Annotated in this window: 28 protein-coding genes and 1 tRNA gene; 25 read left to right on the top strand and 4 right to left on the bottom strand. The window is 59.6% G+C overall.

What is annotated here, in order from left to right:
* Positions 1 to 49 precede the first annotated feature (49 nt).
* The 6 genes from AAGQ88_RS16110 to AAGQ88_RS16085 are packed head-to-tail and all read left to right on the top strand — an operon-like array spanning position 50 to position 6,053.
* On the top strand, positions 50 to 1,600 hold the full coding sequence (locus AAGQ88_RS16110; RefSeq protein WP_342652923.1) for a sugar ABC transporter ATP-binding protein: 1,551 nt from the start codon (positions 50 to 52) through the stop codon (positions 1,598 to 1,600).
* Positions 1,600 to 2,595: an ABC transporter permease gene (locus AAGQ88_RS16105; RefSeq protein WP_285424864.1), complete on the top strand. Its 996-nt coding sequence runs from the start codon at positions 1,600 to 1,602 to the stop codon at positions 2,593 to 2,595. The genes AAGQ88_RS16110 and AAGQ88_RS16105 overlap by 1 nt, the downstream gene beginning before the upstream one ends.
* A 1-nt stretch (position 2,596) precedes the next feature.
* Positions 2,597 to 3,619, top strand: a complete 1,023-nt coding sequence (locus AAGQ88_RS16100; RefSeq protein WP_342652922.1) for a LacI family DNA-binding transcriptional regulator — start codon at positions 2,597 to 2,599, stop codon at positions 3,617 to 3,619.
* Positions 3,620 to 3,655: 36 nt separating this feature from the next.
* Complete coding sequence (gene rbsK, locus AAGQ88_RS16095) at positions 3,656 to 4,573, top strand: ribokinase (protein ID WP_342652921.1); 918 nt, start codon at positions 3,656 to 3,658, stop codon at positions 4,571 to 4,573.
* 11 nt (positions 4,574 to 4,584) lie between these two features.
* Positions 4,585 to 4,989 (top strand): D-ribose pyranase, encoded by a 405-nt coding sequence (gene rbsD / locus AAGQ88_RS16090; protein WP_285424861.1) that lies wholly within the window; start codon positions 4,585 to 4,587, stop codon positions 4,987 to 4,989.
* A gap of 35 nt (positions 4,990 to 5,024) precedes the next feature.
* The gene (locus AAGQ88_RS16085) at positions 5,025 to 6,053 is read left to right on the top strand and encodes a nucleoside hydrolase (protein ID WP_342652920.1); all 1,029 of its coding nucleotides are present in this window, start codon (positions 5,025 to 5,027) and stop codon (positions 6,051 to 6,053) included.
* Between the two features lie 6 nt (positions 6,054 to 6,059).
* Here the strand turns inward: AAGQ88_RS16085 and AAGQ88_RS16080 are convergent, their stop codons facing one another.
* Entirely contained in the window at positions 6,060 to 6,257 is a 198-nt protein-coding gene (locus tag AAGQ88_RS16080; protein WP_342652919.1) for a hypothetical protein, read from the bottom strand.
* Between the two features lie 165 nt (positions 6,258 to 6,422).
* Between AAGQ88_RS16080 and AAGQ88_RS16075 the strand changes: the two genes are divergently transcribed.
* Positions 6,423 to 6,728, top strand: coding sequence for a hypothetical protein (locus AAGQ88_RS16075; protein ID WP_342652918.1), 306 nt, complete (start codon positions 6,423 to 6,425; stop codon positions 6,726 to 6,728).
* Positions 6,729 to 6,914: 186 nt separating this feature from the next.
* Entirely contained in the window at positions 6,915 to 7,241 is a 327-nt protein-coding gene (locus AAGQ88_RS16070; RefSeq protein WP_342652917.1) for an I78 family peptidase inhibitor, read from the top strand.
* Positions 7,242 to 7,300: 59 nt separating this feature from the next.
* Here AAGQ88_RS16070 and AAGQ88_RS16065 read toward each other — a convergent pair whose 3' ends face one another.
* Together AAGQ88_RS16065 and AAGQ88_RS16060 are read right to left on the bottom strand one after the other, a co-directional pair.
* The gene (locus tag AAGQ88_RS16065) at positions 7,301 to 7,513 is read right to left on the bottom strand and encodes a cold-shock protein (RefSeq protein WP_003179963.1); all 213 of its coding nucleotides are present in this window, start codon (positions 7,511 to 7,513) and stop codon (positions 7,301 to 7,303) included.
* A 297-nt stretch (positions 7,514 to 7,810) separates the two neighbouring features.
* Entirely contained in the window at positions 7,811 to 8,125 is a 315-nt protein-coding gene (locus AAGQ88_RS16060; RefSeq protein WP_342652916.1) for a hypothetical protein, read from the bottom strand.
* Positions 8,126 to 8,520: 395 nt separating this feature from the next.
* On the opposite strand from AAGQ88_RS16060, the gene thrS reads away from it, so the two are divergent.
* From thrS to AAGQ88_RS16005, 11 genes are all read left to right on the top strand, one after another.
* A complete protein-coding gene (thrS, locus tag AAGQ88_RS16055; RefSeq protein WP_093459046.1) occupies positions 8,521 to 10,443 on the top strand; it encodes a threonine--tRNA ligase in 1,923 nt (640 codons plus the stop codon).
* Complete coding sequence (gene infC / locus AAGQ88_RS16050; RefSeq protein ID WP_177182079.1) at positions 10,443 to 10,994, top strand: translation initiation factor IF-3; 552 nt, start codon at positions 10,443 to 10,445, stop codon at positions 10,992 to 10,994. The genes thrS and infC overlap by 1 nt, the downstream gene beginning before the upstream one ends.
* A 60-nt stretch (positions 10,995 to 11,054) precedes the next feature.
* Positions 11,055 to 11,249: a 50S ribosomal protein L35 gene (rpmI, locus tag AAGQ88_RS16045; RefSeq protein ID WP_002553160.1), complete on the top strand. Its 195-nt coding sequence runs from the start codon at positions 11,055 to 11,057 to the stop codon at positions 11,247 to 11,249.
* Between the two features lie 28 nt (positions 11,250 to 11,277).
* Positions 11,278 to 11,634 carry a 50S ribosomal protein L20 gene (gene rplT, locus AAGQ88_RS16040; protein ID WP_007905879.1) on the top strand — a complete coding sequence of 119 codons (357 nt, stop codon included), beginning with the start codon at positions 11,278 to 11,280 and terminating at the stop codon, positions 11,632 to 11,634.
* A gap of 104 nt (positions 11,635 to 11,738) precedes the next feature.
* On the top strand, positions 11,739 to 12,755 hold the full coding sequence (pheS, locus tag AAGQ88_RS16035) for a phenylalanine--tRNA ligase subunit alpha (RefSeq protein ID WP_285424855.1): 1,017 nt from the start codon (positions 11,739 to 11,741) through the stop codon (positions 12,753 to 12,755).
* 32 nt (positions 12,756 to 12,787) lie between these two features.
* Positions 12,788 to 15,166, top strand: a complete 2,379-nt coding sequence (pheT, locus tag AAGQ88_RS16030) for a phenylalanine--tRNA ligase subunit beta (protein WP_342652915.1) — start codon at positions 12,788 to 12,790, stop codon at positions 15,164 to 15,166.
* Positions 15,167 to 15,169: 3 nt separating this feature from the next.
* Entirely contained in the window at positions 15,170 to 15,472 is a 303-nt protein-coding gene (gene ihfA / locus AAGQ88_RS16025) for an integration host factor subunit alpha (RefSeq protein WP_002553164.1), read from the top strand.
* Entirely contained in the window at positions 15,453 to 15,809 is a 357-nt protein-coding gene (locus AAGQ88_RS16020; RefSeq protein WP_093459042.1) for a MerR family transcriptional regulator, read from the top strand. The genes ihfA and AAGQ88_RS16020 overlap by 20 nt, the downstream gene beginning before the upstream one ends.
* Positions 15,810 to 15,899: 90 nt before the next feature.
* Positions 15,900 to 15,976, top strand: a tRNA-Pro gene (locus AAGQ88_RS16015).
* Positions 15,977 to 16,021: 45 nt separating this feature from the next.
* Complete coding sequence (locus AAGQ88_RS16010) at positions 16,022 to 16,342, top strand: hypothetical protein (RefSeq protein WP_342652914.1); 321 nt, start codon at positions 16,022 to 16,024, stop codon at positions 16,340 to 16,342.
* Between the two features lie 166 nt (positions 16,343 to 16,508).
* Positions 16,509 to 17,036 carry a GAF domain-containing protein gene (locus tag AAGQ88_RS16005; protein WP_342652913.1) on the top strand — a complete coding sequence of 176 codons (528 nt, stop codon included), beginning with the start codon at positions 16,509 to 16,511 and terminating at the stop codon, positions 17,034 to 17,036.
* 104 nt (positions 17,037 to 17,140) lie between these two features.
* On the opposite strand, the gene AAGQ88_RS16000 is transcribed toward AAGQ88_RS16005, so the two are convergent.
* A complete protein-coding gene (locus tag AAGQ88_RS16000; RefSeq protein WP_342652912.1) occupies positions 17,141 to 17,764 on the bottom strand; it encodes a chorismate mutase in 624 nt (207 codons plus the stop codon).
* Between the two features lie 252 nt (positions 17,765 to 18,016).
* Between AAGQ88_RS16000 and AAGQ88_RS15995 the strand changes: the two genes are divergently transcribed.
* From AAGQ88_RS15995 to AAGQ88_RS15970, 6 genes are all read left to right on the top strand, one after another.
* On the top strand, positions 18,017 to 18,598 hold the full coding sequence (locus AAGQ88_RS15995; RefSeq protein WP_342652911.1) for a TetR/AcrR family transcriptional regulator: 582 nt from the start codon (positions 18,017 to 18,019) through the stop codon (positions 18,596 to 18,598).
* Positions 18,599 to 18,731: 133 nt separating this feature from the next.
* The gene (locus AAGQ88_RS15990) at positions 18,732 to 19,370 is read left to right on the top strand and encodes a flagellar hook capping FlgD N-terminal domain-containing protein (RefSeq protein WP_342652910.1); all 639 of its coding nucleotides are present in this window, start codon (positions 18,732 to 18,734) and stop codon (positions 19,368 to 19,370) included.
* A 58-nt stretch (positions 19,371 to 19,428) separates the two neighbouring features.
* Positions 19,429 to 20,016: a DUF308 domain-containing protein gene (locus AAGQ88_RS15985; protein ID WP_342652909.1), complete on the top strand. Its 588-nt coding sequence runs from the start codon at positions 19,429 to 19,431 to the stop codon at positions 20,014 to 20,016.
* Between the two features lie 211 nt (positions 20,017 to 20,227).
* Positions 20,228 to 20,662: a hypothetical protein gene (locus AAGQ88_RS15980; RefSeq protein ID WP_285424847.1), complete on the top strand. Its 435-nt coding sequence runs from the start codon at positions 20,228 to 20,230 to the stop codon at positions 20,660 to 20,662.
* A 132-nt stretch (positions 20,663 to 20,794) separates the two neighbouring features.
* Positions 20,795 to 21,013 carry a hypothetical protein gene (locus tag AAGQ88_RS15975; protein WP_285424846.1) on the top strand — a complete coding sequence of 73 codons (219 nt, stop codon included), beginning with the start codon at positions 20,795 to 20,797 and terminating at the stop codon, positions 21,011 to 21,013.
* Positions 21,014 to 21,151: 138 nt separating this feature from the next.
* Positions 21,152 to 21,370 carry a hypothetical protein gene (locus AAGQ88_RS15970; RefSeq protein ID WP_093459021.1) on the top strand — a complete coding sequence of 73 codons (219 nt, stop codon included), beginning with the start codon at positions 21,152 to 21,154 and terminating at the stop codon, positions 21,368 to 21,370.
* The last annotated feature ends 15 nt before the right edge of the window (positions 21,371 to 21,385 follow it).

Below are 21,385 nucleotides of genomic sequence, written 5' to 3'. Positions count from 1 at the left end.
CTATCCGTAAATACCGCCTGTCCGCGAGGGCAGGCGCGTGGAGATCGTTATGTCAGCGTCTGCTCAGGCCGCTGTTCTCTCTGTCAGTGGTATCGGCAAAACCTACGCCCAGCCTGTGCTTGGTGACATCGACCTGACGCTGATGCGCGGGGAAGTGTTGGCCCTGACCGGCGAGAACGGCGCAGGCAAAAGTACCCTGTCCAAAATCATTGGCGGTCTGGTCACGCCGACCACCGGCCAGATGCAGTTTCAAGGGCAGCCGTATCAGCCCGCCAGTCGCACCCAGGCAGAAAAGCTCGGAGTGCGCATGGTCATGCAGGAATTGAATCTGCTGCCGACGCTGTCGGTCGCCGAGAACCTGTTTCTCGACAACCTGCCCAGTCGCGCCGGTTTCATCAATCGTCGTCAATTGCGTGAGGATTCGATCAAGGCCATGGCCCAGGTCGGCCTGGAAGCCATCGACCCTGACACCCTGGTGGGCGAGTTGGGGATCGGTCATCAGCAAATGGTCGAAATCGCCCGCAACCTCATCGGTGATTGTCACGTCCTGATTCTCGACGAGCCGACCGCCATGCTGACCGCACGCGAGGTGGAGATGCTCTTCGAGCAGATCACTCGCCTGCAGGCACGTGGCGTGTCCATCATTTATATCTCCCATCGGCTGGAAGAACTCGCCCGCGTGGCGCAGCGCATTGCTGTGCTGCGTGACGGCAAGCTGGTGTGCGTCGACGCAATGGCCCATTACAACAGCGAGCAGCTGGTGACGCTGATGGTGGGGCGCGAGCTCGGCGAGCACATCGATCTGGGCCAGCGCACCATCGGCGAGGTCGCCCTGTCAGTGAAGGGGCTGAGTCGGGCCGACAAGGTCCGGGACGTGTCGTTCGAGGTGCGCGCCGGGGAAATCTTCGGCATCTCCGGCCTGATCGGCGCGGGTCGGACCGAGTTGCTGCGGCTGATCTACGGCGCCGATGCAGCCGACAGCGGCTCCATCGAAGTCGGCAGCCCGCTGCGCCGCGTGCGCGTCAATTCCCCGGTCGACGCCGTCAGCCATGGCATCGCCTTGATCACTGAGGACCGCAAGGGCGAAGGGCTGCTGCTCTCGCAATCGATCAGCGCCAACATCGCGCTGGGCAACATGGAGGCGATTTCGAGCGCTGGCCTGGTCAATGGCGGTGCCGAAATGGCGCTGGCCAGACGTCAGGTGGACGCGATGCGCATCCGCAGTTCGAGTCCGACGCAGCTGGTGTCTGAATTGTCGGGCGGCAATCAGCAGAAGGTGGTCATCGGCCGCTGGCTGGAGCGGGACTGCCAGGTGATGCTGTTCGATGAGCCGACCCGCGGCATCGACGTCGGCGCCAAATTCGACATCTACGCCTTGCTCGGCGAACTGACCCGTCAGGGCCGGGCGCTGGTCGTGGTGTCCAGCGACCTGCGCGAACTGATGCTGATCTGCGACCGCATCGGCGTGTTGTCCGCCGGGCGCCTGATCGACACTTTCGAACGTGACAGCTGGACGCAGGACGAACTGCTTGCCGCTGCCTTCGCGGGCTATCAAAAACGTGATGCGCTGCTCTCCGAAGCCGCGCCCAGGATCGACTGATGAAAACCTCCACTCCTTCAGCCGCATTGCCGTCGCCAGGCAAGCGCAGCGGTAACTATTTCGGCCTGGGCACCTACCTGGGTCTGGCAGGCGCACTGCTGGCGATGATAGTGCTGTTCTCGCTGCTCAGCGATCACTTCCTGTCCTACGAAACCTTCAGCACGCTGGCCAACCAGATTCCCGATCTGATGGTCCTGGCGGTGGGCATGACCTTTATTCTGATCATCGGCGGCATCGACCTGTCGGTGGGGTCGGTGCTGGCTTTGGCTGCATCGGCGGTCAGCGTTGCGATGCTCGGCTGGGGCTGGGGCGTGCTGCCCTCGGCATTGCTGGGCATGGCCTGCGCTACTGCGGCGGGCACCTTGACCGGCTCGATCACGGTTGCCTGGCGGATTCCTTCATTCATCGTCTCGCTCGGCGTGCTGGAAATGGCTCGCGGCGTGGCGTATCAGCTGACCGACTCGCGCACCGCGTACATCGGCGACTCGTTTGCCTGGCTGTCCAACCCGTTCGCGTTCGGCATCTCGCCGTCGTTCGTGATTGCGCTGATCGTCATCTTCGCGGCTCAGGCCGTACTGACGCGCACGGTGTTCGGTCGCTACCTGATCGGCATCGGCACCAACGAAGAAGCCGTGCGTCTGGCAGGCATCAATCCCAAGCCGTACAAAATTCTGGTCTTTTCACTGATGGGCCTGCTGGCCGGTGTTGCCGCGCTGTTCCAGATATCCCGACTGGAGGCGGCCGATCCCAACGCAGGTTCCGGGCTGGAGCTGCAAGTCATTGCGGCGGTGGTCATCGGCGGCACCAGCCTGATGGGCGGGCGCGGTTCGGTGATCAGCACGTTCTTCGGGGTCCTGATCATTTCGGTGCTGGCCGCGGGGCTCGCACAGATTGGCGCCACCGAGCCAACCAAACGCATCATCACAGGTGCAGTGATCGTCGTCGCCGTCGTGCTCGACACCTACCGCAGCAACCGCGCGCGGCGGCGCGGCTGATATGGCCACCATCAAGGATGTAGCGGCCATTGCCGGCATTTCCTACACCACGGTGTCCCATGTTCTGAACAGAACCCGGCCAGTAAGTGACGAGGTGCGCAAGAAAGTCGAAGCGGCCATCGAACAGCTGAATTACGTCCCCAGCGCCGTTGCCCGCTCGCTCAAGGCCAAGGCGACGGCGACCATCGGGCTGCTGATTCCCAACGGTATCAACCCGTATTTCGCCGAACTGGCGCGGGGGATCGAGGACTACTGCGAGCGCAACGGCTTCTGCGTGATCCTCTGTAACTCCGACGATAACCCCGACAAGCAGCGCAATTACCTGCGGGTCTTGCTGGAAAAGCGCGTGGATGGCCTGATCGTGTCATCGGTGGGCGGCGGCGACAGTCTGGTCGAAGGGCTGTCGACGGTCCGAACGCCGATGGTCATCGTCGACCGCGATCTTGAGAACGTCACCGCGGATCTGGTGCGCATCGATCATGAGCTGGGCGCGTATCTGGCGACATCGCACCTGCTGTCGCTGGGCCATCGGCATGTCGCCTGCATCTGCGGTCCGGCCGAGACCAGCGTGGCGCGGATGCGTCTGGCAGGCTATCGGCGGGCCATGCAGGAAGCGGCGATCGAGGTGCCTGAACGCTGGATCGTGGAAAGCGATTTCACCGGGCCGAGCGGCTATCAGGCGGCAGGCAAATTGCTGTCGGACGACCGACCCACGGCGATCTTCGCGGCCAACGACATGGTCGGCATCGGTGTGTTGCGTGCGGCTGCCGAGCGAAATATCCGCGTACCGGCCGATCTGTCAGTGATCGGTTTCGACGATATTCAGATGAGCCAGTACGTGTACCCGGCGCTGACCACCGTCGGGCAGTCGATTCTGCAACTGGGCGAGCGTGCGGCCGAACTGCTGCTCAGGCGCATCTCGACGCCGGGCTCCACGCCGGTCGAACAGGTAATCGTCGCGCCGAGTATCGTGTTGCGTGAGTCCACCGCGCCACCTATCAATGCCTTCACCGAATTTCGTTGAGCCGGGCGCTGGCCCGGATTGAAGAGTAAAGACGTCATGCAAGCAAAAGTAGTGATAGTAGGCAGTCTGAACATGGATCTGGTCACCCGCGCGCCACGTCTGCCGCGCGCAGGGGAGACCCTCGCCGGTCAGTCGTTCGTGACCGTGCCCGGTGGCAAGGGCGCGAATCAGGCCGTGGCGGCCGCGAGGCTGGGCGCCAGCGTCGCCATGATCGGCTGCGTGGGTGACGATGCCTATGGTGAGCAACTGCGCGAAGCGTTGATCCGCGAGGGCATCGACTGCCAGGCCGTGACCCGTGTCGACGGTGAGTCCACCGGTGTGGCCCTGATCGTTGTCGATGACAGCAGTCAGAACGCGATCGTGATCGTCGCAGGCGGCAACGGGCACGTGACGCCCTCGGTCGTCGACAGCTTCGACGGGTTGCTGGATCAGGCCCAAGTGATCGTCTGTCAGTTGGAAGTGCCGATGGAAACGGTAGGACACGTCCTCAAGCGGGGCAGGGAACTGGGCAAGACCGTGATCCTCAATCCGGCACCGGCCAGTGGTCCGTTGCCGGCCGAATGGTACGCCTGGATCGATTACCTGATTCCCAACGAGAGTGAGGCTGCCGCGCTCACGGGGCTTGCGGTGGACAGCGTCGCGACGGCAGATCCCGCCGCCTCGGCCCTGCTGGCCGCCGGTGTGAGCAAAGTCATCGTGACACTGGGCGAGCAGGGCGCGTTGTTTGCGACCAGCGCGCGCTCCGAGCACTTCCCGGCGCCGAAGGTCAAGCCTGTCGACACGACGGCTGCCGGCGACACGTTCGTGGGCGGCTTTGCGGCGGCGCTGGCCGAAGGCAAATCCGAATCCGAAGCCATCCGCTTCGGACAGATCGCTGCGGCGTTGTCTGTCACCCGTTCGGGGGCGCAGCCTTCAATTCCAGCAGCATCCGAAGTCCACGCCTACACGCCATAAGGCCAGCCGTTATGAAAAAGACACCCTTGCTCAATATCGCCCTGTCTCGCGTCGTCGCGTCACTGGGGCATGGCGACATTCTGATGATCGTCGACGCCGGCATGCCTGTGCCGCCGGGCGTGGAGCTGATCGACCTGGCGCTGACCCATGGCGTCCCGGATTTCCTCAGCGTGCTCGACACGGTGCTGACGGAGATGCAGGTCGAACACCATGTGCTCGCCGATGAAATGCTGGTCAGGCAGCCGCCCGCGCTGGCGTCGGTGGACGCGCTGACTGCGTCGGGCCAGCTCGGCGAGCGCCGTCTGCTCAGCCACGATGCGCTCAAACAGCTCAGCCGCAACGCTCGCGCAATCGTTCGCACGGGCGAATGCCAGCCCTACACCAACATCGCGCTGGTGGCCGGCGTGGTGTTTTGACCTACCGGATTCAAACGAGAAACAGGGAGTTTCCTATGCACACATGCCGTCGTTATTTTTCTGGATTGCTCAGGAGTGCCGCACTATTGACCCTTTTATCTGCCGGAGCACTGCACGCGGCTGAAAAGCGCGACCTGATCATCGACACCGATCCGGGTGCCGACGACGTGGTGGCGCTGCTGCTGGCACTGGCGTCGCCGCAGGAATTGAACGTGCTCGCCATCACCACGGTGGCGGGCAACGTGCGCATCGACAAGACCTCGCGCAATGCGCGGCTGGCGCGAGAGTGGGCGGGGCGCGAAGACGTACCGGTTTACGCAGGCGCCGGCAGACCGCTGGTGCGTTCGCCGGTTTACGCGGAAAACATTCACGGCAAGGAAGGCTTGCCCGGCGTCGACGTGCACGAGCCGGCTAAACCGCTGGCCAAAGGCAACGCCGTGCAATACCTGGTAGATACGCTGAGCAAAGCGGCGCCCCATAGCATCACGATCGCGATGCTCGGACCGCAGACCAACCTGGCGCTGGCGTTGGTTCAGGCCCCGGAAATCACCCAAGGGATCAAAGAGGTGGTGGTGATGGGCGGCGCGCACTTCAACGGCGGCAACATCACGCCAGTGGCCGAATTCAACATTTACGCCGATCCGGATGCGGCCAAGGTCGTGCTGGCCAGTGGCGTCAAGCTCACCTACGTGCCGCTCGACGTGACGCACAAGATCCTCACCAGCGAACCGCGCATTCGCCAGCTTGAAGGGTTGAACAATCAGGCCGGCAAGCTGGTGAGCAGCATCCTCAACGAGTACGTGAAGGCCGACATGATCCATTACGGGCTGCCCGGCGGGCCGGTGCACGACGCCAGCGTCATCGCCTGGTTGCTCAAGCCGGAGCTGTTCAGCGGCAGGTCGGTGAACCTGGTGATCGACAGCCGTGAGGGCCCGGGTTTCGGCCAGACCATTGCTGACTGGTACGACACGCTGGGTCAGAACAAAAATGTGTTCTGGGTCGGCAACGGCGATGCACAGGGTTTCTTCGACCTGCTGACCCAGCGCCTGGGGCGGCTCAAGTAATCGGCATCAGGCGTCGCTCAGGGCGTCGACCTTGTGGCGCAGAAACACCTGATTCATGAATCCCTGGGCACCGTCGGTGCCCAGTTCCTTGACCAGCAGATCGATCGCGATGATCGCCAGCTCTTCCGCGCTGCCCGGGCTGTGGGCGCAATGCCCCTGCGGCCATTTGGCCTTGATGTCAGCATCAATGGAGACGATGGCCATGTCGTTGGTTCACTCTGAAAATATCGAAACCTGACTGCGAAGCCTGTTCAGCGGTCTCGCACAGGCGTTGCAGTAGAGCATTTCATCGCCCATTGCGCACTGCTACTTAGGCATGAGGGAACGGCGCGTGACAGAATTGTCCTTCATCAAGCCAGGAAAATTCCCGTGTCCATCGATCTGACCAACCCCCAGGCGTTTACCCATGACGCCGTTCGCAACATGATCGCCGCTGCTGACGACCGCGTGCACAACCAACTGCGCGTCAGTCGCGAGGGCCTGGCCTGGATGTCCTCGCAGGCCGTGGGCGGAGCCGACCTCGACGGGCTGCTGTTTCGCCTGGAAACCTGGGCGGCGGGATCCGGGTGCGTAGGGCCGGTCGCCGCGAGCGACGCGGCGTGGGTCGCGCAGATATACAACGCGTTGCGCGACAACTGGGCCAACCCGGTTTCCGATTACGTGGACATCTACTGACGCGGTCGTCGCGCAGCGTAAAGCAGCAAACGTTTTGTGACGATTTGTTTGCCCCGATCCGAGGATGCCTGGGGCAGACTCCTGAACCTTGAGCCGCGCCGCGCCCCTTTTGGCCGACGTCGGCGAAACAAAGCTGGCAGGTCGCTGTCGCAGAGAGGCTGGTTCACGTTTACTAAAGGAGGCTGTATGCCCTGGAAATACGCATCATCGGGTCTGGTACTAATGGCGGCGTTGCTGGCAGGTTGCAGCAGTACATCCGATTCGTCGTCGCAGCCTGCCGAAGGCTCGACCGCTGCCGCGGCCAGTGATTCCCGTTGTGATGCAGCCGCCGCTCAGTTCGCGGTCGGTAAACCGGCATCCCCGGCCTTGCTGGATCAGGCCCGAGCCAAGGCGGGTGCTCAAATGGCCCGCGTGCTGGGTCCCAACGATATGGTCACGCTGGAATACCGTTCCGAACGCCTGAACCTGAACACCGATCAGGCAGGCACCGTCAACCGGGTCAACTGCGGTTGAGCGTTGTTACAGGCATAAAAAAACCCCGTCAGTGACGGGGTTTTTTCAGCACGCTCGGATTACTCCGGACGAACCTGAGCGGCTTGCATGCCCTTTTGGCCTTTCTCAGCCACGAAGGAGACAGTCTGGCCTTCTTTCAGGCTTTTGAAACCGTCGGACTCAATGGCCTTGAAGTGTACGAACAGGTCGTCACCGCCACCTTGTGGAGTGATAAAGCCGAAGCCTTTTTCATCGTTGAACCATTTTACGGTGCCGGTTTGGCGATTAGACATGGTGTATCTCCAGAAACATAATTTTCAGTAGTGCTGTGCTGCTCAGGCCAACTGGGCACACGAGGGCTATCATAGTCGAATTGTGTGAATGCTGGACTTTTTCGATTAGAACTTTGCGGCGCAGCACTGAATATATACGCCGAAATGATTTGTCATGAGCTCACTTCGATGGCGGATTTCTCGTATGGCCGAGATGGTGGGTCTGGCTGAAGCCCACGAAATACGTGGGCTTCAGCGGCCGAATGATGGCACTTGTGGCAGGTGCTCAAACGGCCACCCTGACGAAATGTAAATTTTTTATTTTTTGCCCTTCAGGCAATTTTCACCCACGGCTTTCTGCAGGCGAGAGGTCATTTCGGTACTCGGAGGCGTCGTTTTGTCATTCAGCGACGCGATTTCCTTGTCCGAGAAGTTCTTGTTGATCTGCTGCGCCCCACATTCGCAATGCGCTTTCACGGCACTGGCGTCCAGACCCGGGTTGTTCTGGGTGGCTGCGGCAGTGCACTCACTCATGTAGGTGTTCTGAGTCTTTGCGTCCATGGCGGCGTGAGCGCTGATCGGGAGGGTCAACGCCAGCGGCGCGAGGAGGGCGGCAACACGTAGAAGCTTCATGGCTTGTTCCTTTTTGTCGATGGACCTTCAAATTTGGCAGGCCTTGAGCCGGGCCTCGGTTCATCTGACGGCGCCGATCCACGCCAGTTCAGTGTGCGGACATTTCCCACGCAACGGGTCGGCGGCTTTCACTGCCATCGAATACCGTTTATCTGACCTCGCGCGGCGCGGCTGTGCTAGGATGCGCGTCCTGCCGATTCGCTCGCGGCTCGCAGTGCAGTTTTTTCATGCTGCTGGTTCTGTCGATTTCGTTAAATTCCAGTCACTCTGGTTCGGTCAAAGGTTGGCCCTTGGGCTCCTGCCACTGTGAGGCAGGTACACCACCGAATCGCGTACTGGCTCTATCCCAACCCACGTGACCTTTGGTAGGGGTCACCACTAGGAGAGGAGGCGCCATGCCAACTATTACTCTTCCCGACGGCAGTCAACGTTCTTTCGATCACCCGGTTTCCGTAGCGGAAGTCGCGGCTTCCATCGGCGCAGGTCTGGCAAAGGCCACCGTCGCCGGCAAGGTCAACGGCCAACTGGTCGATGCCAGCGACATCATTGATGCCGACGCGAGCCTGCAGATCATCACCCCGAAGGATCAGGAAGGCCTGGAGATCATTCGTCACTCCTGCGCGCACCTGGTCGGTCACGCGGTCAAACAGTTGTACCCGACGGCCAAGATGGTCATCGGCCCGGTCATCGATGACGGCTTCTATTACGATATTGCCTACGAGCGCCCGTTCACGCCTGATGACATGGCGGCGATCGAGCAGCGCATGCAGCAGCTGATCGAAAAGGATTACGACGTCATCAAGAAGGTCACCCCGCGCGCGGAAGTGATCGAAGTGTTCAAGGCCCGCGGCGAAGACTACAAGCTGCGTCTGGTCGAAGACATGCCGAACGAGAAGGCCATGGGCCTTTACTACCACGAAGAATACGTCGACATGTGCCGCGGCCCGCACGTGCCGAACACGCGTTTCCTCAAGTCGTTCAAACTGACCAAGCTGTCCGGCGCGTACTGGCGCGGCGACGCAAAGAACGAGCAACTGCAGCGTGTCTATGGCACCGCCTGGGCTGACAAGAAGCAGCTGGCCGCCTACATACAGCGCATCGAAGAAGCCGAGAAACGCGACCATCGCAAGATCGGCAAGCGCTTGGGCCTGTTCCACACCCAGGAAGAAGCGCCTGGCATGGTGTTCTGGCACCCCAACGGCTGGACCCTGTATCAGGTTCTCGAGCAGTACATGCGCAAGACTCAGCGCGAAAACGGCTATCTGGAGATCAAGACTCCACAGGTCGTCGACCGCTCCCTGTGGGAGAAGTCCGGGCACTGGGCCAACTACGCTGAGAACATGTTCACCACCGAATCGGAAAGCCGCGACTACGCGATCAAGCCGATGAACTGCCCGTGCCACGTGCAGGTGTTCAACCAAGGCCTGAAAAGCTACCGCGAGCTGCCGATGCGTCTGGCTGAATTCGGCGCATGTCACCGCAATGAGCCTTCGGGCGCGCTGCACGGCATCATGCGTGTACGCGCATTTACCCAGGACGACGCGCACATTTTCTGCACCGAAGAGCAGATGCAGGCGGAGTCGGCAGCGTTCATCAAGCTGACCATGGATGTCTACGCGGATTTCGGTTTCCACGACATCGAGATGAAGCTCTCGACTCGTCCTGAAAAGCGCGTTGGCTCGGACGATCTGTGGGATCGCGCCGAAGCGGCCCTGGCGGCAGCGCTCGACAGCGCCGGCCTGCCTTATGATCTGCAGCCGGGCGAGGGTGCGTTCTACGGTCCGAAAATCGAATTCTCTCTCAAGGATTGCTTGGGTCGTGTCTGGCAATGCGGTACATTGCAGCTCGATTTCAACCTGCCAATCCGTCTGGGCGCAGAATTCGTTTCGGAAGACAACGGACGCAAGCATCCGGTCATGCTGCACCGCGCGATTCTGGGTTCCTTCGAGCGTTTCATCGGAATTCTGATCGAGCACTACGAAGGCGCTTTCCCTGCGTGGCTGGCTCCAACTCAGGCAGTGATCATGAATATCACTGATAAACAGGCAGATTTTGCCCTTGAGGTGGAAAAAACACTGGCCGAAAGCGGATTTCGTGCCAAGTCCGACTTGAGAAATGAAAAGATCGGCTTTAAAATCCGCGAGCATACTTTGCTCAAGGTTCCCTATCTCCTCGTCATCGGAGATCGGGAGGTTGAAACGCAAACTGTCGCTGTGCGTACCCGTGAAGGCGCAGACCTCGGCTCCATGCCGGTCGCCCAATTCTCGGAGTTCCTCGCACAAGCGGTTTCCCGGCGTGGTCGCCAAGATTCGGAGTAATTATTATTAAGCGTGAAATGAGACAAGATAAACGAGCTGCACCGAAAGCCCCGATCAACGAGAATATCTCGGCACGCGAGGTTCGGTTAATTGGCGCTGACGGCGAGCAGATTGGCATCGTCTCGATTGATGAAGCGCTTCGTATCGCTGAAGAAGCCAAACTCGATTTGGTGGAAATTTCTGCCGACGCAGTACCGCCTGTCTGTCGCGTCATGGACTACGGCAAGCACATCTTCGAGAAGAAGAAGCAGGTAGCTGCGGCGAAGAAAAACCAGAAGCAAGTACAGATTAAAGAAATCAAGTTTCGTCCAGGGACGGAGGAAGGGGATTACCAGGTAAAACTACGCAACCTGGTACGTTTCCTGAGTGACGGGGACAGGGCCAAGATTTCCTTGAGATTTCGCGGTCGTGAGATGGCCCACCAGGAGCTGGGGATGGAGCTGTTGAAGCGGGTTGAAGCTGACCTGCTCGAATACGGTTCGGTCGAACAGCATCCTAAGATGGAAGGACGCCAGCTGATCATGGTCATCGCCCCGAAAAAGAAGAAATAACCACCAGGGCACGGCAGGCCTTGCGGTTATGTTTATCAACTGAATGCGGAGTATCCGAACATGCCAAAGATGAAGACTAAAAGTGGTGCAGCTAAGCGGTTTCTGAAAACCGCGAATGGCATCAAGCACAAGCACGCTTTCAAGAGCCACATCCTGACCAAAATGTCGACCAAGCGTAAGCGTCAACTGCGCGGAAGCAGCCTGCTGCATCCGTCCGACGTGGCAAAAGTCGAGCGCATGCTGCGCCTTCGTTAATTTTGATCAAGAATAGAGGAAGTAACTCATGGCTCGTGTAAAGCGTGGCGTCATTGCCCGTAAACGTCACAAAAAAATTCTGAAACTTGCTAAAGGCTACTACGGCGCGCGTTCACGCGTATTCCGTGTTGCCAAGCAAGCGGTAATCAAGGCAGGCCAATACGCCTACCGTGACCGTCGTCAGAAAAAACGTCAGTTCCGCGCTCTGTGGATCGCTCGTATCAACGCTGGTGCGCGTATCAACGGTCTGTCCTACAGCCGTTTCATCGCTGGCCTGAAAAAAGCGTCGATCGAAATCGACCGTAAGGTTCTGGCTGATCTGGCAGTGAACGAAAAAGCGGCGTTTGCTGCGATTGTCGAGAAAGCTAAAGCCACTCTGGCCTAAGTCCCCGGCAATCACCGGACCCCGCTCGGGGTTCGGTGTTAAACGTCATAGATAGGGGAAGAGCCTTGTAAGCTCTTCCCCTATTTCGTATCTGGAGTCTGTACATGGAAAACCTGGACGCGCTGGTCTCTCAAGCACTTGAGGCTGTGCAAAGCGCCGAAGATATCAACGCCCTGGAGCAAATCCGGGTTCACTACCTCGGCAAGAAGGGTGAATTGACTCAGGTGATGAAGACCCTGGGGAATCTGCCCGCTGAAGAGCGTCCGCAAGTCGGTGCGCTGATCAACGTTGCCAAGGAGCGTGTCACAGAGGTTCTCAACGCGCGCAAGGCGTCGTTCGAGCAGGCGGATCTCGCCGCCAAGCTCGCCGCCGAGTCGATTGACGTCACCCTGCCTGGTCGCGGACAGACCACCGGTGGCCTGCATCCGGTCACCCGGACTCTGGAACGAATCGAGCAGTTCTTTACCCACATCGGCTACGGCATTGCCGAAGGCCCGGAGGTCGAGGACGATTATCACAACTTCGAGGCGCTCAACATCCCAGGCCATCACCCGGCCCGGTCGATGCACGACACCTTCTATTTCAACGCCAACATGCTGCTGCGCACCCACACCTCGCCGGTTCAGGTCCGCACCATGGAAGCGAACACGCCGCCGATCCGCATTGTCTGTCCTGGACGCGTGTATCGCAGCGACTCCGATATCACTCACTCTCCGATGTTCCATCAGGTCGAAGGCCTGTTGGTGGACCGCGATATCAACTTCGCGGATCTGAAAGGCACCATCGAAGAGTTCCTGCGCGTGTTCTTTGAAAAAGAACTGGCAGTGCGTTTCCGTCCTTCCTACTTCCCGTTCACCGAGCCATCCGCCGAAGTCGACATGGAATGCGTGATGTGCAGCGGTAAAGGCTGCCGTGTCTGCAAGCAGACCGGCTGGCTGGAAGTGATGGGTTGCGGCATGGTTCACCCGAACGTGCTTCGGATGTCCGGCATCGACCCGGAAGAGTATCAGGGCTTCGCTTTCGGCATGGGCGCAGAGCGTCTGGCCATGCTGCGTTACGGCGTCAATGACTTGCGCCTGTTCTTCGACAACGACTTGCGGTTCCTCGCGCAATTTCGCTAGGTCGCCCGTAACGAACTTATTAGGAGAGCAGGATGAAATTCAGTGAACAATGGCTGCGTGGCTGGGTAAGCCCGCAAGTCTCCCGCGACGATCTGGTGGCCCGTCTGTCAATGGCCGGTCTGGAAGTCGACAGTGTGACCCCGGCTGCCGGTGAATTCAGCGGTGTGATCGTGGGCGAAGTGCTGAGCACCGAGCAGCACCCCGACGCCGACAAGCTGCGCGTGTGTCAGGTGAGCAATGGCGCCGAAACTTATCAGGTGGTCTGTGGCGCACCCAATGTGCGTCCTGGCCTGAAGATTCCGTTCGCGATGATTGGCGCGCAACTGCCCGGCGACTTCAAGATCAAGAAGGCCAAACTGCGCGGCGTCGAGTCCAACGGGATGTTGTGCTCCCAGGCCGAGCTGCAGGTTGGCGAAGGCAACGACGGCTTGATGGAGCTGCCCGCTGACGCGCCGGTGGGCAAGGATTTCCGTGAATTCCTGCAACTGGACGATGCCAGCATCGAGGTCGACCTTACGCCTAACCGCGGCGACTGCCTGTCGGTTGCCGGTCTGGCCCGCGAAGTCGGCGCTCTGTACGACGCCGAAGTCACACGTCCTCAAGTGGCCACCATTCCTGCGACTCACGATGAAGTGCGTCCGGTCGAGGTGCTGGCGCCGGATGCCTGTCCGCGTTACCTGGGTCGTGTGATCCGTAACGTCGACGTGAGCAAGCCAACGCCGCTGTGGATGGTCGAGCGCCTGCGTCGTTCGGAAGTGCGCAGCATCGATGCCATTGTCGACATCACCAACTACGTGATGCTCGAACTGGGGCAGCCGCTGCACGCCTTCGATCTCGCCGAAATCAACGGCGGCATCCGCGTGCGTCTGGCGCAAGAGGGTGAGAAGCTGATACTGCTCGATGGGCAGGAGGTCAGCCTGCGCGCCGATACACTGGTGATCGCTGACCATCAGCGTGCGCTGGCAATCGCCGGGGTCATGGGTGGCGAGCACAGCGGCGTTTCTGCCAGCACTCGCGACATTTTCCTTGAAAGCGCATTTTTCGACACCATCGCGGTTGCCGGCAAGGCGCGTTCCTACGGTCTGCACACTGACGCATCGCATCGTTACGAGCGCGGCGTTGACTGGCAACTGGCTCGTGAAGCGATGGAGCGGGCCACGGGTCTGTTGCTGGAAATCACCGGTGGCGAAGCGGGGCCGGTCATTGAAGCGGTCAGCGAGCAGCATCTGCCGTCTGTCGCGCCGGTGATACTGCGCGCCGATCGCATCGAGCAGATGCTCGGCATGAAAATGGACACTGCCGAGGTCGAGCGTCTGCTCACCGCGCTGGGTCTGACTGTGACCGCCGAGGCGGGCGGTCAATGGCGTGTCGACGTACCTAGTCATCGTTTCGACATCACTCTGGAAGTCGACCTGATCGAAGAGCTGGCGCGCCTCTACGGCTACAACCGCCTGCCGGTCCGCTATCCACAGGCACGTCTGGCTCCGCAGCCACGTACCGAAGCGAAGGGCGATCTGCCTGCGCTGCGTCGTCTGCTGGTTGCCCGTGGCTATCAGGAAGCGATCACTTACAGCTTCATCGATCAGAAATGGTTCGAGCTGTTCAATCCGGGTGTCGAGCCATTGCTGCTTGCCAATCCGATTTCCGCCGACATGGCGGCGATGCGTTCTTCGCTGTGGCCAGGGCTGGTCAAAGCCTTGCAGCACAACCTCAATCGCCAGCAGGATCGCGTACGCCTGTTCGAGAGTGGCCTGCGTTTCGTCGGCCAGCTGGAAGGTTTGCAACAAGAGCCTATGCTGGCTGGTGTGATTTGCGGCAGTCGTCTGCCGGAAGGTTGGGCGCAGGGTCGTGATGCAGTCGATTTCTTCGACGTCAAGGCCGATGTCGAAGCCGTTCTCGGCTTCGCGGGCGCACTGGATGATTTCCGTTTCGTACCGGGCAAGCATCCAGCGCTGCATCCAGGTCAGACCGCGCGTATCGAACGCGACGGTCGTGAAGTCGGTTACCTCGGCGCGTTGCACCCGGAACTGGCGAAAACCCTCGGGCTGGATCGCCCGGTGTTCGTTTTCGAACTGGTGCTGGCGGAAGTAGCGGAAGGGCGTCTGCCGAAATTCCGTGAGCTGTCGCGCTTCCCGGAAGTGCGCCGCGACCTGGCCTTGCTGGCCGATCGTGACGTGGCGGCGACCGCCGTTCTGGACGTTATCCGTGAAAATGCAGGGGAATGGCTGACAGACCTCAGGCTATTTGATGTTTATCAGGGTAAAGGCATTGATCCGCATAGAAAAAGCCTTGCAGTTGGCTTGACCTGGCAACATCCATCGCGCACTCTTACTGACGATGAGGTAAACGCTTCGACGCAGCAAATTCTCACCTCGCTTGAGGAAAGGTTAAACGCCACGTTAAGGAAGTAGCGTATGGGGGCTCTGACGAAAGCTGAGATGGCCGAACGTCTGTACGAAGAGCTAGGCCTGAATAAACGAGAAGCCAAGGAACTGGTTGAGCTGTTCTTTGAGGAAATCAGGCACGCTCTGGAAGATAACGAGCAGGTCAAATTGTCCGGTTTCGGCAATTTCGACCTGCGAGATAAACGCCAGCGACCGGGTCGAAATCCCAAGACAGGGGAAGAAATTCCGATTACGGCTCGCCGTGTGGTCACCTTTCGCCCAGGGCAGAAACTGAAGGCCCGAGTTGAGGCTTATGCTGGAACCAAGTCATAACGACGAGCTACCGCCCATTCCCGGCAAACGCTACTTCACCATCGGTGAAGTCAGCGAGCTCTGCGCGGTAAAACCGCACGTTCTGCGTTATTGGGAACAGGAATTTCCTCAGCTCAACCCGGTCAAGCGTCGCGGGAATCGCCGGTATTATCAGCGCCAGGATGTGCTGATGATCCGGCAGATCCGCGCGCTGCTTTACGATCAGGGCTTCACCATTGGCGGCGCGCGTCTGCGCATGTCCAGCGATGAGGTCAAGGACGATTCCCTGCAGTACAAGCAACTCATCAAGCAGATGATTGCGGAGCTGGAAGATGTACTGGTCGTGCTGCGTCACTGACGTTGTTCACCAAAATACTTCCATCATTCAAAAGCTTAGGGTATATTCCTCGACGCTTTCGCAAGAAGTCGCAACAGATTCACGCCTAGTCGGGGCGTAGCGCAGTCCGGTAGCGCACTAGCATGGGGTGCTAGGGGTCGAGTGTTCGAATCACTCCGTCCCGACCATATTATTCAATGACTTAGCCCAATCTCTTCAGATTGGGCTTTTTCATGCGCGTGACTTTTGCAGGACTCGTGGTTTTTCATGCATTATTTCTGGATCCTCAAGCCGTCCGTGGATCTGGCGCGGCGGTCCTGATCATCGCATCACTATTGCAACCACCCACATCCCACGCCAGATCAACAGGTGAAAGTATGGAAAAGGCATTCAAGCAACCGCTGTTTGTGACCGGCATACCGCTGGCGATTTGCGGATTCTGTTTCGGCATCAGCGGCCTGTTCATCGAGAAGACGTTCGCCTACATGGCGCCGGGCCTGTTGATCCCTGGCCTGATCTTCATGCTGATCGGGTGGATGCAGCGCAATAAATGAAGGCCGTGCGATCGTGACAGTCGAGCCACTGCCCTCTGTTACCCGGTAACGCAGTGGGGCAGCGCACGCTCATCTGATAGCGCATTGCTACCCGATTTGGCTTCTGGTATACCCGGTCGGTAGCTGTCAAGAAACCGAGACAGCGTCATGGATCGAGGTCCTCACCGTGGATAAAAAGCAACATGCTCAGCTGTCGGTCGAGGAGCTCAATGCTATCGCCGAAATCGAGGCGACCACCAATATTCTGAAACTCATCGTGCGGCTCACAGGCATGCGCTTTGCGGCCATCGTCAAGTTCTGCGAAAAGGAGTGGGTGGCCTGCAGCGTCAATGACGAGATATGCCTGGGCATCAAGGACGGTGAGCGATTTCCTCTTGAGCACTCGATGTGCAGCAATCTGCTGACCGAGCCTTCCAATCTCGTTGTGGGTTGCGTGAGCCAGAGTCCGGTTCATCGGGGCAACGTCGCCTCACAGCGGTTCGGCTTTGAAAGCTCGATCTCCATTCCTATTTTTCTGCGCGACAACAGTCTGTTCGGGTCGCTCTGTGTGCTTGATCCCGATGCCGATCGGCTGGAGAAGCAGGAAGCGATCGACGTCCTGGTCATTTTCGCCAAGCTGGTCGGCAGCATTTTCCAATGGCACTACGATCATTGTCGTCAGGCCCAATTCCCGCAGACGAGCATGGCGGTTTAACGGCACAACGTGCAGTGCGCTCGACGTCGACCGACAGCCCGGCAATGAAGCAGACCCGCGCACCGACACGCCGCGCACTGATCCTCAGAACCACAGGTGAGCTGTCAGGACTGCGGAGCGGCCAGAGAGGCGTGCCGGATGCACAGCTCGCCCGTCGCGCGGATCAGCGCCAGTTTATGCAGTTCATCCTTGGCCAGCCCAGGCAGCGTCTGGCTCAGCCAGCCAGGGCAGGCCTCGCTGGTTCTGAACGGGCTGAATGTCGCGTAGGACCGAAGCAGGCGGTTCTGAAGTGCGTCCAGCCGCGGCCGGATATCGTTCTTCAGATCCGGACGTGGCGTTTCCGGGGCTTTCCCCGCGGTGTGCCATGCCGCCAGCAAACCGTACTGGACCAGCTTGTTCGCCTCGATCTGGGCGGCAAGTAGCTGGGCGGCTTCGTCCGCTGCGAGCTTGTAGCCGCCGGCCTGCTGTCGGGCGTCGGCGATCACCCTGGCTTCTCGCTGCGCGTCCTGGACGGGTTGCGCGCTGTCCCATTTGGTCAGCGCCACTTGATCGGCGATTTCGATTCGCTCGTTGATGGTCAGCAGCAGCGGCTTCAGTGCTTCAGGGCCGGGACCGTCTGCGCCCGGTGCCGTCGATGCGGCAGAGGCGTTGAAGACAGCGAATGCCAGGCCCGCCAGCGCATAAGCTAACCAGGGTTTGAAAGGGTAGGTGATGGCGGGACTGTTCATGGAGGATCTCGGTGGATACAGGCTGATGTCTGGGAAGGCGAACGACAACTTAAAATAAACCTACTAGAAGGTAGGCTATCATACAACCTGCGACTGACGCGTTTTATCAGCCGCTAGTTTTGAGCGACATGCGGAAAGGGTCCCGGTCTTCCCGAGTACTGCGCCGGACGTACGTGCTGGGCGCCGGTTCTTAAGGCAGTCTTGACAGCCACAGGACTTGACTCAAAACCTACTGAAAGGTAGGTTAGCCCCATGGCTAATCACTCGAACACCTTCTACGAAATTCTTAATTGTGCTCGCTCGCTGATCATTGCGGGCGGATACAGCGGCTTCAGCTATGCAGACATCGCCGAAACCGTGGGCATCCGCAAGGCCAGCATTCATCATCATTTTCCCACCAAGGTCGACCTCGTCCGGTCGCTGGTCAGTCAGTATCGGCAAGAAGCAGAAGCCGGCATCGCCCATATCGAGCGTGTCAGCGCAGGGCCGGCGGATCAGCTTCGGGCCTACACGGGCTACTGGCAGGGATGCATCGCGGATGCTGCGAAAGGCTATTGCGTCTGCGCGTTGTTGGCAACCCAGATCCCGGTACTGCCCCAAGAAATCGTCGTCGAGGTCAGGGCGCACTTCCGCGCGCTGTCCGCTTGGCTCACCTCTGTGTTCGAGCGCGGACAGGCTCAAGGCAGCATGTCGTTGTCCGGCGATGTCCGCAGCGAAGCGGAGCGCTTCATGGCGACGGTACATGGCGCGATGCTGTCCGCACGGGCCTATGGTGATCCTGAAATGTTCGGTTTGATCACCCAGCCGATGATCGAAAAACTCATGATTGCCTGATCAAGGAAAGCGGTCGCTGCGCGGCCGTTTTTTTTGACCTGAAAAACTACCTTCTAGTAGGTAGTAATTTTGTTTGAGTCCGTTCGGCCCTCGTGGTCCGAAAGGTCATCACTAAACGATGAGGATTGCGTCGATGCTCCAGCCCAATGTTTTGCAGAGCCCTGTGAGCCCGTCCAGCGCTCTGCCCGCAGGCAGCGCGGGGCTGCCGCCCTTGGACAGTCAGGCGTTTCTGAAATTACTGGTGACTCAGTTGCAGCATCAGGATCCGCTGTCGCCGGCCGATCCCGGCGAAACCGTGCAACAGCTGGCTGCATTGACGCAGGTGTCTTCGCTTCAGGAGATCAGCGCGCTGTTAAGGCAGCTACTCGGGAAAGGTTCGGCCTACGATCCGGCCGCGTGGCTCGGTCGATCGGCGCTGGTGCCCTCGAGCAAAGCCTTGCCCCGCGAAGATGGCAGCTATGCCGGCGAGGTGCTGGTCGATGGCCCGACCGAGCTGGATATCACCTTCACCGATGCCAACGGCGTCGTGGTTCACACCGAACATCACGTCAGCGCCGCCAAGGGGGCGATCAGTTTCAACTGGGAGGGTCGGGTCAACGGCGAGGCGGTGAAAGGGCCGCTGACGATCAGCGTCGCGGCCCGTGGCGGCATGCCCGCCAGCGTCGGCGTGTGGACCACCGTAACCAGCGTTCGCGGCCCCGGCGGATTGGGCGCGCTGGTCGAAACCCCGCTTGGCTCATTCACCCCCGACGTGGTCATCGACCTCAAATAGCACGATCCGGCAGGCGCCTGCGGGCTCACGACAATAAACCTTCATTCGGTAAACGAAGATGCACAATCAGACCCTTGGAACGACCCACGTAAACACCCCTGACATCAGCAGCCAGTGGCTGATGACCTATTACTTCATCCGGGCGGCGGTCTCGTTCGTCTGGGTGGGCGCTGCCTTCACCCTCGGCGCGGCCATGCCTCTGATCGCCGCGGTGCTGTTGATCTTCTATCCCACCTGGGATGCTGCGGCCAACGTGCTGGACGCCCACCGTAACGGCGGCTTGAGGCGTAACCCGACCCAGGCGATCAATGCATTGCTCAGCCTGGTCACCACGATCGCCATCGCCCTGGCCCTGTCGAGCAGCATGAACGCGGTGCTGGGGGTTTTTGGCGTGTGGGCCATCGTGTCCGGCCTGCTTCAACTGGCGACAGCGGTGCGTCGCTGGAAGGTCTATGGCGCGCAGTGGCTGATGATTCTCAGCGGCGCTCAGTCAGCACTGGCAGGTGCATTTTTCATCAAGCAGTCTTCAATACCGGCCGTGCATAGCCTCCTCGAAGTCGCCCCGTATGCAGCGTTCGGTGCGTTCTATTTCCTGATTTCAGCCATCTGGCTGTATGTCTCGGCGGCCCGGCGTCTGCGCGCCTGAGGCATTGGCGCTGCGTTTGCACCTGACGACGGGCGAAGGCCTCATGATGTACATTGACGCCAACCCTACTAGAAGGTAGTTTCCGATGGGGGGTCGCGGGCTTCGCAGTCACAAGTCGGGCAATCGCTTTATAGAACAACAATCAAATGAGGGAATCAGGATGGTTCGTTTACTTTCAGGATGTGTCGCACTGTGTTGTTCGATTAACTGCATGGCCGCCCTGCAACCGCAATCGTTGGAGCAACTGTGCACGGTGCTCAACGACACTCAGCTGCGAGCCGGCGAGTGGACTCGCTACGACGACGGCGGGGAAGGCTGCAAAAGCGGACAGCGGCCGGTGAAACCCGACGCCGGCGATAACAACAGGATTTCCTATTCGGCCGAAGGCGGCGAGGGTGTTGCACGTCGGGTCAAGCTGACGCTGCAAGTCATGCTGCCGTCGGATGACACTGCGGCCAAACGGGAATTGATCAGGGCGACCAAGCGGCTGGCGGTCAGGGCGTTGGGACGGTCCATTCCGCATGCGTTCGATGAGGCCATCATCAAGGCTTCGCCGCTCAATCTGGATGTGGGCAGCGGACGTGCAACGCTGACCCGAACGGTCGTCAACAAGCAGAGCTACGTGTTGTCCGTGGTCATGGAGTGACACCCAGCGACTTCATGCGCAAGCAGGACCGGGCGAGGTACCGTCGATCCGGTCCGTTTGAATTAACTGATCAAGCCCTGCTCACAGATAGATGGAATCGATAACCGATTGCTTTGAGCTAAGGTTTTCCGCATGCAGAACGCAGATGATTTTCGCTATACCGCTCACAAACTCCTGTTGGCACTGGACGCTTCGACCATCGATCTGATGAAGATGGTGTCAATTTCCTGCATGGGAAGTGCCGCCTGGAAGTCTGCCGTGATCGTGCAGCAAGCTTCGTTTGCCGAGCTGCACCTGCACCTCGGGCAACCGGACGCCGTGACACTCATGCAGACCGACCGCCTGCACTGAAGCAGGCGCGGCGCGGTGTCTACGGCGCGGCTTTGCTCGCTTTTTTCCCTTCTCTTGATATCAAGCGACCGCTCGTCGGAACCTGAGCACTATCAGCACGTTGGCCACTCAATGGGATAGCCAAAGGAAGTGGACTCTATGCGAGCTAAAATTTTTGATTCACCCAACGCCCTTGATCTCATGAAAGAACTCGACCAGGCCACCGAGCAGATGATGTCTATCTCGGTTGAATTGGTTGGCGGCCCGCAATGGCAGGAAGCGTTCGACAGGCAACAGAAGGCGTTCCGCAGCTGGCGTGACTACCTCTACTGCAAAGCTGACGAAAAACCGCCTGCGCGACTGCTCAACATTGCCTGACGTCTTTATCGCGGT

The organism is Pseudomonas sp. F3-2 (assembly GCF_038804275.1).
Classification (GTDB): Bacteria; Pseudomonadota; Gammaproteobacteria; order Pseudomonadales; family Pseudomonadaceae; genus Aquipseudomonas.
The sequence above is the reverse complement of the archived record's forward strand: the minus strand, read 5'-3'. Positions and strand labels throughout refer to the sequence as shown.